Source organism: Pseudomonas sp. MPB26, assembly GCF_046605355.1.
In the GTDB taxonomy this organism is placed as follows: domain Bacteria; phylum Pseudomonadota; class Gammaproteobacteria; order Pseudomonadales; family Pseudomonadaceae; genus Aquipseudomonas; species Aquipseudomonas cedrina.
The window spans coordinates 5,428,114-5,440,631 of record NZ_CP176793.1 but is presented as its reverse complement, the minus strand read 5'-3'; the positions used below and the strand labels follow the sequence as shown (position 1 = coordinate 5,440,631).

11 protein-coding genes are annotated in these 12,518 nt (G+C 61.9%); 4 read left to right on the top strand and 7 right to left on the bottom strand.

The window, feature by feature from the left end:
* Positions 1-23: 23 nt before the first annotated feature.
* From pstB to pstS, 4 genes are all read right to left on the bottom strand, one after another.
* The gene (gene pstB / locus ACLH0H_RS24795; RefSeq protein ID WP_010210300.1) at positions 24-785 is read right to left on the bottom strand and encodes a phosphate ABC transporter ATP-binding protein PstB; all 762 of its coding nucleotides are present in this window, start codon (positions 783-785) and stop codon (positions 24-26) included.
* A 76-nt stretch (positions 786-861) separates the two neighbouring features.
* On the bottom strand, positions 862-1,755 hold the full coding sequence (gene pstA / locus ACLH0H_RS24790) for a phosphate ABC transporter permease PstA (RefSeq protein ID WP_411380046.1): 894 nt from the start codon (positions 1,753-1,755) through the stop codon (positions 862-864).
* Complete coding sequence (gene pstC, locus ACLH0H_RS24785) at positions 1,752-2,720, bottom strand: phosphate ABC transporter permease subunit PstC (protein ID WP_411380045.1); 969 nt, start codon at positions 2,718-2,720, stop codon at positions 1,752-1,754. The genes pstA and pstC overlap by 4 nt, the downstream gene beginning before the upstream one ends.
* Before the next feature lie 75 nt (positions 2,721-2,795).
* Positions 2,796-3,824, bottom strand: coding sequence for a phosphate ABC transporter substrate-binding protein PstS (pstS, locus tag ACLH0H_RS24780; protein WP_411380044.1), 1,029 nt, complete (start codon positions 3,822-3,824; stop codon positions 2,796-2,798).
* 183 nt (positions 3,825-4,007) lie between these two features.
* Here pstS and ppk2 point away from each other — a divergent pair, with 183 nt between their 5' ends.
* The gene (ppk2, locus tag ACLH0H_RS24775) at positions 4,008-4,925 is read left to right on the top strand and encodes a polyphosphate kinase 2 (RefSeq protein WP_411380043.1); all 918 of its coding nucleotides are present in this window, start codon (positions 4,008-4,010) and stop codon (positions 4,923-4,925) included.
* Between the two features lie 98 nt (positions 4,926-5,023).
* On the opposite strand, the gene treS is transcribed toward ppk2, so the two are convergent.
* On the bottom strand, positions 5,024-7,087 hold the full coding sequence (gene treS, locus ACLH0H_RS24770; protein WP_411380042.1) for a maltose alpha-D-glucosyltransferase: 2,064 nt from the start codon (positions 7,085-7,087) through the stop codon (positions 5,024-5,026).
* Positions 7,088-7,323: 236 nt separating this feature from the next.
* Positions 7,324-8,097, bottom strand: coding sequence for a helix-turn-helix domain-containing protein (locus ACLH0H_RS24765; RefSeq protein ID WP_411380041.1), 774 nt, complete (start codon positions 8,095-8,097; stop codon positions 7,324-7,326).
* Between the two features lie 175 nt (positions 8,098-8,272).
* Here ACLH0H_RS24765 and ACLH0H_RS24760 point away from each other — a divergent pair, with 175 nt between their 5' ends.
* From ACLH0H_RS24760 to ACLH0H_RS24750, 3 genes are read left to right on the top strand one after another with little or no spacing between them, the layout of a single operon-like run.
* Complete coding sequence (locus ACLH0H_RS24760; RefSeq protein WP_411380040.1) at positions 8,273-9,220, top strand: 4-hydroxyproline epimerase; 948 nt, start codon at positions 8,273-8,275, stop codon at positions 9,218-9,220.
* A gap of 17 nt (positions 9,221-9,237) precedes the next feature.
* On the top strand, positions 9,238-10,194 hold the full coding sequence (locus ACLH0H_RS24755; protein WP_411380039.1) for a dihydrodipicolinate synthase family protein: 957 nt from the start codon (positions 9,238-9,240) through the stop codon (positions 10,192-10,194).
* 3 nt (positions 10,195-10,197) lie between these two features.
* Complete coding sequence (locus ACLH0H_RS24750) at positions 10,198-11,430, top strand: NAD(P)/FAD-dependent oxidoreductase (RefSeq protein WP_411380038.1); 1,233 nt, start codon at positions 10,198-10,200, stop codon at positions 11,428-11,430.
* Between the two features lie 150 nt (positions 11,431-11,580).
* On the opposite strand, the gene ACLH0H_RS24745 is transcribed toward ACLH0H_RS24750, so the two are convergent.
* Positions 11,581-12,498 (bottom strand): ADP-ribosylglycohydrolase family protein, encoded by a 918-nt coding sequence (locus ACLH0H_RS24745; protein WP_411380037.1) that lies wholly within the window; start codon positions 12,496-12,498, stop codon positions 11,581-11,583.
* Positions 12,499-12,518: the final 20 nt, after the last annotated feature.

Genomic DNA, 12,518 nt, shown 5'->3' with positions numbered 1-12,518 from the left:
CTGAGAAACAGTGGATGGGCGGATCAGCTGAACTTGCCGCTGATGTAGTCCCCGGTCATTTGTTCGCGCGGGTTTTCGAAGATCTGCGCGGTGGGGCCCATTTCCACCAGATAGCCGGTACGGGTGCCCTGGGAGATATCCACCGAGAAAAACGCGGTGGTATCGGCCACGCGAATCGCCTGCTGCATGTTGTGGGTCACCAGCGCGATGGTGTAATCCTTCTTGAGCTCGACCATCAGTTCCTCGACGCGGCGCGTGGCAATCGGGTCAAGCGCCGAGCAGGGTTCATCGAGCAGCAACACCTCAGGCTCGGTAGCGATGGCGCGGGCAATGCACAGGCGTTGCTGCTGGCCGCCGGAAAGCGACAGGCCGCTGACCTTGAGCTTGTCCTTGACCTCATCCCACAACGCGGCGCCTTGCAGGGCGTGTTTGACGCGGTCACCCAGGTCACCCTTGTAGCGATTGAGGCGCAGGCCAAAAGCCACATTATCGAAAATGCTCATCGAGAACGGATTCGGCTGTTGGAACACCATGCCGATGTAACGGCGTACGACCACCGGATCAACGCCTTTGCCGTACACGTCCTGGCCGAGGAAATGCACATGGCCTTCGAAGCGAAAGCCTTTCACCAGGTCATTCATGCGGTTGAGGCTACGCAGTACGGTGGATTTGCCACAGCCGGACGGGCCGATGAAGCCGGTGATCTTGTTTTTCTCGATTGGCACATGGCTATCACGCACCGCCATGAAGTTGCCGTAGAAAATCTTGTCCAGCTTGCAGTCCATGACCACAGGTGCCTGGGTGATAAACGGAGCGGCTATTTGCGCAGATGACATGTTCAAGATTCAGTTGCTCCCGTTCTTAGTACTTGGGCTTGCCGAAAATACGGCTCACGATATTCACGACCAGCACGATCATTACCAGCACCAACGAGGCCGCCCAGGCGAGCTCGAGCTGGTTGTCGAAGGGCATGCCGGAGAAGTTGTAAATCAGCACGGCAAGGGAGGCCGTCGGATTCATCACCGCCAGGTTGCCGTCGTGGTAGATCCAGTAGTTGCTGAACAGCGCGGTGAACAACAGCGGTGCGGTTTCGCCGGCGGCGCGCGCCACGGCGAGCATGACGCCCGTGAGAATTGCCGGCATGCCGGTGGGCAGGACGATTTTCCAGATCACTTGCGAGCGGGTGCAGCCCATGCCGTAGGCGGCGTCCTTCATGATCTTGGGCACCATCTTCATCGACTCTTCAGCCGTGAGCACCACGATCGGCAGCATCAATACCGCCAGTGCGATGCCGCCGGCAGGCGCCGAGTAGGTCCCGGTGGTCATCACCACCAGGGCGTAGGCAAACACGCCCGCCAGGATTGACGGCAAGCCGGTGAGCATCTTGGCGGCGAAGCGCGAAGCGTTCGCCAGTTTGCTGTCCGGCCCCAGCTCAGCCAGGAATACGGCGGCCAGGATGCCGACCGGCACCGCGATGGCAGCCGCGATACCGACCATCACGAACGTACCCGCCATGGCGTTGCCGAAGCCACCGCCGGTCTCGAACCCGGTCGGTGGCAATTCGGTGAACACCTCCAGGCTCAGGCGAGCGCCACCGCGGGTGATCAGCATGTAGAGCACGGAAATCAGCGGCACGGCGGCCAGCAGTGCGCCGAACCACACCAGGCTGGTCAGCACCAGGCTGCGCAGGGCACGGCCTTCGAACCGGCGCTGCAGGCTCGGCATGGCGGTGATTGGGGAAGAGAGGTCAGTCATTGTTTAGTCCCCCGCTGGGCGTAGACCATGATCATCGAACCGATGATGTTCACCAAAAGCGTGATGAACATCAGCACCAGTGCGGCATACATCAGCACCTCGATCTCGTTCGGACCGGCTTCGGGGAAGTTCAGCGCCAGCAAGGCCGCCAGGGTATTGGCCGGTGCAAACAGCGACAGGGAGATATTGTTCGCATTGCCCACCAGCATCGCCAGGGCCATGGTTTCACCCAGGGCGCGACCCAGGCCGAGCACCAGGGAGCCGAAGATGCCGGTGGCGGCGGATGGCACCATCACCTTGAGAATCGCTTCCCAATGGGTGGTGCCCATGCCGTAGGCGGCTTGCTTGGTTTTCATCGGCACGCCGGTGAGGGCGTCCTGGGAAACCGCGGCGATGGTCGGCAGAATCATGATCGCCAGTACCAGCGCGGCCGGCAGCAGGCCCGGCCCACTCAGCGAGGTGCCGAAAAACGGGATCCAGCCAAGCTCGCTGTTCAGCCACGCCGTGAGCGGACGAATCGCCGGGATCACCACATAGATCCCCCACAGGCCGTAAACGACGCTGGGGATGGCGGCGAGCAACTCGACGATGGTGCGAAACACTGCAGCCAGCTTGGCCGGTAAAAAGTCCTGAGTCAGGAATATCGCCATGCTGACGCCAAAGAAACCTGCGATCAGCAACGCGATGAAGGCACTGTACAGCGTGCCCCAAATCGCCGGCAGAATGCCGTATTTGCCTTGGTTCACATCCCAGACGCTGCCGAACAGCACGTCAAAGCCGTGCTTTTCCATGCCGGGAAGTGCCTTGCGCCCTACTTCGAACACCAGCGCGAAAACCAGCGCCAGTATCAGCACCACACCGATGCGTGCAAGGGCACGGAAGGTGCGGTCAACCACAAAGTCCTTCGTGGACGGCGGCCGGCACGCAGAGTCCGGGTTAACCGGTACGACAAAAGGTGAGTTCATTGGCTGATTCCGGAACAAGGGGGGAACGCTTCCGGCATGGCGGGCAAGCCCACGCCGGGAGCGGCCTGGCAAGCCTTACTGAATGTTGGCGGAAGCTTTGCGAACCTGGTCGACCACCGATTTCGGCAGCGGGATGTAGCCCATCGAGTCGGCGATTTTCTGGCCTTCGGTCAAGCTGTACTCGACCATTTCACGCATGGCCTTGGCTTTGGCCGGGTTGCCGTTGTCCTTGCGGAAGATCATCCAGGTATAGGAAGTGATCGGGTAGGACTTGGCGCCATCCGGATCCGGCAGCCAGGCCACCAGGCTTTCCGGCATCTTCACCGCAGCCAGGGCTTCAGCACCGCTTTCGGCGTTTGGCACCACGTAGTGACCAGCCTTGTTCTGCAGTTGGGCGAAGTCGACCTTGGCCAGCTTGGCGAAGCCGTACTCGATGTAGCCGATGGCGCCTGGGGTCTGGCGCACGGTGGCGGTCACGCCATCGTTTTTCGGCGATTTGATGAACTTGTCGCTGGCTGGCCAGTTGACGGTGTTACCTTCACCCAGGTCCTGTTTGAACGCCGGATTGATGGCCGACAGGTGCTTGGTGAACACCGCAGTGGTACCGCTGGAGTCTGCACGCACCACAACGGTGATCGGCATGTCAGTCAGTTTCAGCTCAGGGTTGGCCGCGACGATCTGCGGGTCGTTCCACTTGGTGATCTTGCCCAGGAAGATGTTGGAGTACACCTCGCGCGGCAGCTTCAAGCCTTTTGGGCTGCCCGGCAGGTTGTACGCCAGGACGATTTCGCCCGCGGTCATCGGCAGCAGTTGCACGCCTTCGGCAACCTTGGCGATGTCTTCGTCTTTCATTGCCGAGTCACTGGCGGCGAAGTCGACGGTTTTGTTCAGGAAGTCCTGCACACCCGCGCCACTACCCTTGGATTGGTAGTCAACCGTTACGCCTTCTGCCTTCTTGCTGAAGTCTTTGAACCAGGTGAGGTAGATCGGAGCCGGGAAACTTGCGCCAGAACCTGTCAGGCGGACGTTTTCCGCCGCAAATACCGAGGTGGCACTCAAAGAAACCGCGACGGCGATTGCAGCAGACTTCATCAGACGTTTCATTAAGGAGAATCCTAGTGATTTCGGGCTCGGCAACTCTGCAACAATCTTGTTACGGTTTTATGAACGTGCAGTGGCAAAACGCCCGGTTGTCACCCTCTTCCCCCGCAAACACGCTATTCGGTGTAATTGGTTGGTAACAAATTGCGTCTATGACTTGGCCATCCCCCCATGCGAGTTCCGCCCATGTCCTCTGTAGAAGACGCCTTGATGCAGCGCATTCACCGTGAACTGCTTGATCACAGCGATGAAGAGCTGGAACTGGAACTGTCCGAAGACGGGCACGACCTGAACACGCTATTTGATGAGCACGTCGGTGAAAGCCGCGAAAAAGCCGCGCGCAGAATTTATTTCAGCGAACTGTTCCGCCTGCAGGGCGAGCTGGTGAAATTGCAAAGCTGGGTGGTCAAGACCGGCCACAAGGTGGTGATCCTGTTCGAGGGGCGTGATGCCGCCGGCAAGGGCGGCGTGATCAAGCGCATCACCCAGCGCCTGAACCCCAGGGTCTGCCGGGTGGCCGCCCTGCCCGCGCCGAATGACCGTGAACAAACCCAGTGGTACTTCCAACGCTATGTCTCACACCTGCCCGCCGCCGGTGAAATCGTGCTGTTCGACCGCAGTTGGTACAACCGCGCCGGCGTCGAGCAAGTCATGGGGTTCTGTAATGACGACCAATACGAAGAATTCTTCCGCACCGTGCCGGAGTTCGAACGTATGCTCGCCCGCTCCGGTATCCAGTTGATCAAGTACTGGTTTTCGATTTCCGACCAGGAACAGCACGTGCGTTTTCTCAGCCGTATTCATGACCCGCTCAAGCAGTGGAAACTGAGCCCCATGGACCTGGAGTCGCGTCGGCGCTGGGAGGCCTATACCAAGGCCAAGGAAATCATGCTCGAACGCACCCACATCGCCGAAGCGCCCTGGTGGGTGGTGCAGGCTGACGATAAAAAGAAGGCGCGGCTCAATTGCATCAGCCACCTGCTCGGGCAAATGCCTTATGAAGAAGTCGAACTGCCGGTGATCGAACTGCCCGAGCGCGAGCGGCAGGAGGATTATTCGCGCAGTCCGACGCCACCGGAGCTCATTGTGCCGCAACTGTACTGACTGGTAGGAGCGAGCTTGCTCGCGAAAAAACTCAACGATAACGCGTGCTTGCTGGATGAACGCGGCGCCTCGGGGGTTTTTCGCGAGCAAGCTCGCTCCTACAGGGGTGAGCTGCTCACGACCCGCAACGCCAGGCCCTCATACGGATCGAGCGTAATCGTGAATGCCCCCTCCGCGCTCAAATCCCCCTCGACCCGCTCGTTGATGATGTCTACCACCATCCCCGCAGCAATATCGGGTAGGTGCAGGGTTTCGGTAATCGGCGTGGCCCCGAAATTCAATGCGGTGATTTGCGTGCCTTTGCCGGCGGGCAATTCGTGCACCATCACCAACAGCCCTGGATTCTCTACCTCCGGCACCTGGATCTGACGGCTCGCGGCGATATCGTAGGCACGGCGTACGGCGAGGATTTTTTGCAACTGCGAGGCAAATGACTCGGGGTCCTGCAACTGGCTGTTCAGGCTGCCGTAGAGGCTTTTCGAGCGTGGCATGTTTCCGGCGGAAAGCTGCGCATCCGGGTTCAGCTCCACCAGGTCATACGCGCCGCGATGAATCCAGCGCGTATCGCCGTCCTGCATCAGGTGCTCGACCTCTTCGGCCGCCAACGGCAGCGCGCCCACCAAGTCCCAACCCGACAAGGCAAACACGCCGGGCTGCATGGCGTTGTACATCACCAGCAACAGATGGATCTGGCGAATCTGCTGGATATCCGCCGGTGTGATCGCCTCCAAGTCACGAATGCCCAGTGCCGCGGTGATGATGCTGGCGGTGGTGCACGACACGCCGTTGGTCACGAATTTGAGGTTGTACGGCGCATGTTCGCCGGTCAGGCGCTCGTACATCTGTTCGCGAATGTGCTCACGCAGGATATTGCCAGGGAAGGTCTGGCCCTGGTACAGGAAGGTGTCGTGGGCGTGCAGCGTCCAGAAGTGCACCAGTTCCAGGGTCAATTCATCGTGGTTCTGCAACGCATGGATCAGCGAGCCGGGGTCGATGCCCTGGCGGTGCATTTCGCGCAGCATCAAGCGCAGGAATTCGGCATCGCCCATCAGCAGCGCGTGCTGGTAGGCGGGACGGGTGATGAAGTCGTAGGACAGGTCGGCGCCGCCATGGGACATCGAAGCGATGTCATCCACGGTGAGGTTCAACTCCTGGAAGCTGAAACCGCCGGCCTTGCGGATCGCCCCGCCGAGCAACTGGTTGCCGGTGATCGATAGCGGATGGCTCTCGGACCACGCGGTGCCGTCCAGCTTGCGTTCCACGCCGAGGAAACCATTGGCGTCCAGGCGCAGGATCTTCGCGCCCATCACGTCGATGGCATGCAGCGCATCACCGATGATCATCTGCTGCGCAGCGAAGGTCGGGTCCAGCCAGTTCAGCGACGGCTGGCCCTCCTTGAAATAATGCAGGTACACCCAGCGCCGCGGCTTGCCGTCCACGCCCACCACGACGTCGGTGGCGCTCCAGTCGGTTTCCTTGACGCCGGGCTCGAAGAAGATCACCCGCTGCAACTGGCCGACGATGTAGTGCTTGTCGCGCAACGCATCGACCTGCAGCGGGCTGAGGTTCTGCGCATCGCGTCCCTCGGCGACCTCGGGCAGCAGTGGCCAGTCTTCTTCACGGATTTCAACCATGTGGTAGAGGCCGGGATAGTCCTCGTACGCCATCTCGGCCAGGCGAAAGTCCGCGCCTTTGCCGGTGTGGGATGGAATCACATCATCGATGATCACCGCGTTGTGCGCCGCCGCCATGCGCGTCAGCGCCTGCAACTGCGCCTCGGTGCCCAGCTGTGGGTCGATTTCAAAACTGATGCGGTCGAAGTTACCGTCGATGGTCGGCGTGTGCCGGGTACCGTTCAGGCCCCCGGACTTTTTCAGCGGGCCATTATGGATGCCCTGAATGCCGATCTTCGACAAGGCGTGCCACAGCGCCTCATCCCCCAACGCCTCCAGTACCGTGCCGCCCTCGCGTGTGACGATAGACGCCGGGTAGGCAGTGAACCACACCGACGACAGGGCCGTGGCATCACGCGGCCGGGTCTGCGCAAAAGGCTGCTGCCACAACCGGCCCTGCCCCGAATAGAGCTTGGCCCGCTGGCGTGCCGCATGCAGCATCGATTGTTCCACCAGCCAGTTCACATGGTTGTTTTCAGCCGCCGTCATAAGCTTGGTACCTGTCGTCGAATGCATTACTCGTGAACATATGAGGGTTGTGCGGGGCATTCGTTGCATTGCGATGTGGCTGCCCTGAAACGAACCGTAGTGAGCGGGCTTGTCCCGCGCTGGGGGGCGAAGCCGCCCTAACCGAGTCGCCGCCGAATGACAGATAAACCGAGTCGCCTGGTTTGGGGCGGCTTCGCCCCCCAGCGCGGGGCAAGCCCGCTCACTACAGACACGAGTCAGGTATTGCAGGTCTCCCGATACTGCCTCGGCGTAAACCCCGTCGACGCTTTGAACTGGCGACTGAACGCGCTGTGATCGGTATAGCCGCAGTGCAACGCGACTTCGGTAATCGGCATGCCGGTCTGCAACAACCGATGGGCCTGCTCCAGCCGCACTTTCTGGATCATCTGCCGGGGCGTGAGCTGGAATACACGTTTGCAATAACGCTCCAGCTGCGCCACGGAAATCCCGGCGATATGCGTCAATTCACCCAGCGTGACGCGGCGGTTGAAGTGCGCGCGGATATGCGCGTCCACGGCGGCCAGGCGCGGGTACGCCGGGTGGCTTTCGCTGGCGGTTTGCAGGTCGACGGAAATGCCGGCCAGGCCAATGATGGCGCCGCTGTGGTTGTACAACGGCCATTTGTGGGTCAGGCACCAGCCCGGTTCGCGAGTGCCATAGAGGTGCAGTTCCAGCTGGTCTTGCAGCACAAAGCCCTGTTCCAGCACGCGCCGGTCCTGCTCGGTGTAGCCCGGCCCCAGTTGCGCGGGAAACACTTCGGCGCTGGTCTTGCCCAGCAGCGGCTGCAGGTGCTTCAGGCCACAGCGTTGCACCAGGGTGAGGTTGGCGAGCACATAACGCGCCTGGGTGTCCTTGATGAAAATCGCCGCGTTGGGGATCACATCCAGCATTGGCAATAGCTGTACGACACCGGCCAATAGCTGCTCGAGGGAGTGAGGGCGATTCGCCTCGCTCCCTTGGCAAAGGGTCGCAAACGCGCTCTGCATCATGATGGTCGATTCCCACGGATGGCCTTGACGCCTAGCAGATTGCCGGATGCCCAGAGCACTGTCGAGCAGTGAAAACTGTGCTGATTTCGTCATCGAGACAGGCAAAAAACATCAATCGCGCCGCCCTCCATGGGCTCACTGTATGCCTATCCAATCACTCACAAGTGAGCGTCTTATGAAACGGCTGCACGTGATCGACTCCCACACCGGCGGCGAACCCACGCGCCTGGTGATGACCGGCTTTCCGGCCCTGCACGGCGCCACCCTTGCCGAGCGACTGGCGTACCTGCGCAGCGAGCACGACCCCTGGCGCCGCGCCTGCCTGCTGGAACCGCGCGGCAATGACGTGCTGGTTGGCGCGCTGTACTGCGAGCCTGTCACCCCCGGCGCGGTGTGCGGCGTGATTTTCTTCAACAACGCCGGCTACCTCGGCATGTGCGGCCACGGCACCATCGGCCTGGTGGCGTCCTTGCACTACCTGGGTCTCATCCAGCCCGGCGTGCACACCATCGACACGCCCGTCGGCCCGGTAGCGGCGACGTTGCACGAAGACGCCAGCGTGACCTTGCGCAATGTGCCTGCCTACCGTTTTCGCCGACAGGTGCAGGTAGATGTGCCGGGCCATGGCGTGGTCCACGGCGATATCGCATGGGGCGGCAATTGGTTTTTCCTGGTGTCGGAGCACGGCCAGGCCTTGCAGATGGACAACGTCGACGCCCTGACCGAGTACACCTGGGCCATGCTCCGGGCCCTCGAAGCCCAAGGCATCCACGGTGAAGACGGCGCGCTGATCGACCATATCGAATTGTTCGCCGACGACGACCTGGCCGACAGCCGCAACTTCGTGATGTGCCCCGGCAAGGCCTACGACCGCTCGCCCTGCGGCACCGGCACCAGCGCCAAGCTGGCCTGCCTGGCGGCCGATGGAAAACTGGCGCCCGGCGCAACCTGGGTCCAGGCCAGCATCACCGGCAGCCAGTTCACCGGCCGTTATGAATGGGACGGCGAGCGCATACGGCCGTTCATCACCGGCAGCGCCTACATGACCGCCGACAGCACCTTGCTGATCGATGAACGCGACCCTTTCGCCTGGGGCATCGGCGCCCCGGCCCTGCTTAACTGACTCCAGGAGCAAGAACAATGAACGGCAACATTTTTACCGGCTGCATCCCGGCCCTGATGACACCGTGCACCCTTGATCGCAAGCCGGACTTCGACGCACTGGTCGCCAAGGGTCGCGAGTTGGTCGATATCGGCATGAGCGCCGTGGTGTATTGCGGCTCCATGGGCGATTGGCCGTTGCTGACCGAAGCCGAGCGCCAGGAAGGTGTAGCGCGCCTGGTAGCGGCCGGTGTGCCGACCATCGTCGGTACGGGGGCGGTCAACAGCCGCGAAGCGATCGCCCATGCGGCCCACGCCGCCAAGGTGGGCGCCAGCGGTTTAATGGTGATTCCGCGCGTGCTGTCCCGTGGCGCATCCGCCACTGCGCAAAAAGCCCACTTCTCGGCGATCCTCAGGGCCGCGCCGAACCTGCCGGCGGTGATCTACAACAGCCCGTACTACGGCTTCGCCACCCGTGCCGATCTGTTCTTTGAACTGCGCCGCGAACACCCGAACCTCATTGGCTTCAAGGAGTTCGGCGGTGGCGCAGACCTGCGCTACGCAGCGGAACACATCACCTCCCAGGACGACAGCGTCACCCTGATGGTCGGCGTCGACACCCAGGTGGTGCACGGTTTCGTCAATTGCAACGCCACGGGGGCTATCACCGGTGTCGGCAACGCACTGCCCCGGGAAGTCCTGCAACTGGTGGCGTTGAGCAAGCAAGCCGCCAAGGGCGATGTCCAGGCCCGGCGCCAGGCCCGTGAACTGGAGGCCGCGCTGGCCGTGCTGTCGTCATTCGATGAAGGCTGCGATCTGGTGCTGTATTACAAGTACCTGATGGAGCTTAACGGCGACCAGGGCTACAGCGTGCATTTCAACGAAACCGACGTGCTCAGCGAGGCCCAGCGCCGTTACGCCCAGAGCCAGTACGCGCTGTTTCGCCAGTGGTACGCCGACTGGTCGGCGCAACACACTAACCACGCAGAAGCCTAGGCCATGGCCGAGCGCGATATCGTCGTGGTGGGCGCCGGCATTATCGGCGTGGCCTGCGCGCTGCAACTGGCGCGCCAGGGCCGGCAGGTGGTGGTGCTTGACCTGCAGGCGCCCGGCATGGGGGCGTCCTATGGCAACGCGGGGCATCTGGCGACCGAGCAGGTGTTCCCGATTGCCGACCTGTCGATCCTCAAGCGCTTGCCCCGCATGCTGTTCGACCCCATGGGCCCGCTGCGCCTGGACTGGCGATACCTGCCGTGCGCGCTGCCGTGGTTCCTGCGCCTGCTTATGAACCTGCGCCCGGCGAACTACCGGCGCACGGTCGCGGGTCTGCGCGCGCTCAATGAAGGCAGCCTGGGCGCGTGGCAACGCCTATTGCACAGCATCGGCCGCGCCGACTTGTTGCGTGAGGATGGCTCGCTGTTGGTGTATGAGCGGGCGGAGTCACGGCCAGCCCTGGAGGCCTTGCAACAACGCATGCAACAGCAGCAAGTGCCTGTGGCGTTCTGGTCCGGCGATGCCATACGCAAGGCAGCACCGCAGTTGAGCGACAACCTTCAGGGCGGGCTGTTTTTCCCTGGCACCGGTCACTTCCTGGACCCTTACCACGTGGTGCGCGAACTGGTCCGGGCAGCCGAGGCCAGTGGCGTGCAATTTCTCAAGCGCCATGTGCTGGAGGGTCGCGTGGAGGAGCACGGCGTTTCGCTCATTACCGACCAGGGCCCGTTGAGCGCACGCCAGGTGCTGATTGCCTGCGGTGCCCATTCGGCTAAGCTCACTGCCGCACTGACCGGTAAGACAGTGCCCTTGGACACCGAGCGCGGCTACCACCTCATGCTGCCCCGCGAATCTCATCGCCTGCCGTTCGCCGTCACCTCCCTGGAACGAAAATTCATCATGACCCCCATGACCGACGGCCTGCGCCTGGCCGGCACGGTGGAATTCGCCGGCCTTGCGCGTCCAGCGAACATGCAGCGCGCCTGGCAGTTGCACCGCTTGAGCCAAGGGCTGTTTCGCGAGGACCTGAGCGCGCAAGGGGCAACGCCCTGGATGGGGTTCCGGCCGTCATTGCCGGATTCGTTGCCGGTGATTGACCGGGTGTGTGACGGCAAGGTGCTGCTTGCGTTCGGGCACCAGCACCTGGGGTTGACGCAGGCGGCGGTGACGGCGGAGTGGATTGGGGAGTTGGCGAATGGCGGCCAGGTGCTCATGCCATATAGCCTGGATCGGTTCTGATAAAACCGGATCGTTGTAGTGAGCGGGCTTGTCCCGCGCTGGGGGGCGAAGCCGCCCTAACCGAATCGCCGCCGAGTGACAGATAAAACCGAGTCGCCTGGTTTAGGGCGGCTTCGCCACCCGGCGCGGGACAAGCCCGCTCACTACAATTTATTCGGGGTGTTGGGCGGCGGCGTTGAACAGTGCATCGGCCATTTTTTCAATGTCATCACGCATGCAGAGCTTCTCCAGCCAGCCTTGTGGAATACCCTGCACACCATAATGCGCACCGGCCAATTGGCCAACGATGGCCGCCGTGGTGTCCGCGTCATCGCCCAGGTTAGCGGCCGTCAAGACGGCGTCGGCGAAGCTGTCTGTGTGCTGCACGCACCACAGCGCGGCCTCCAGCGAGGCCACGGCGTAGCCGCTGCCCGTGATGTCCGCGCGGGGTTTATCGCGATACTCCCCCTGGGCAATCGCCACGACTTTGGGGGCAGTCAGGCCGGCGCATGAGACCTTCAACAGTTGCTCCTTGGTCGCCCCCTTCAAGGCGTTGCCGATTGCCCGCGCCAGCACGACGCAGCACTCGATTGCCTCTTGCGCGCCGTGGGTGGTACGGGAACTCTGGCGGGAAAAATCGTTGACCCGTTGAAGATCTGGAAAGTAAAACAGCACGACCGGCGCCAGACGCATCATCGAACCATTGCCGGCGGAAAAAGGGTCTATTGAGCCAGCAAACGGTTCACCATGCGCCTCAAACTCCGCCAGTGCCGTACGCACAGTCATGCCGATATCAAAACAATCCCCGGTGGAACTCAAGTAGCCCCACTTCCACCAGTTCAGATAGCGTCCCATCTGGTCGGCGGCATCAAACCCACCTTTACGTATCAGGCTTTCGGCCAGGCACAGCGCCATCGACGTGTCGTCCGTCCATTGGCCCGGCTTCAGGCTGAACGGCCCTCCCCCGACCATATCGGTCACCGGCGTAAAGCTGCCGCGCGGCATGAATTCGACAGTGGTGCCTACCGCATCGCCACACGCCAGGCCCAGCAGGCTACCGCGATAACGATCCAACAATGTGAGAGACATGGGGTCTTCCTTGAAAAAAT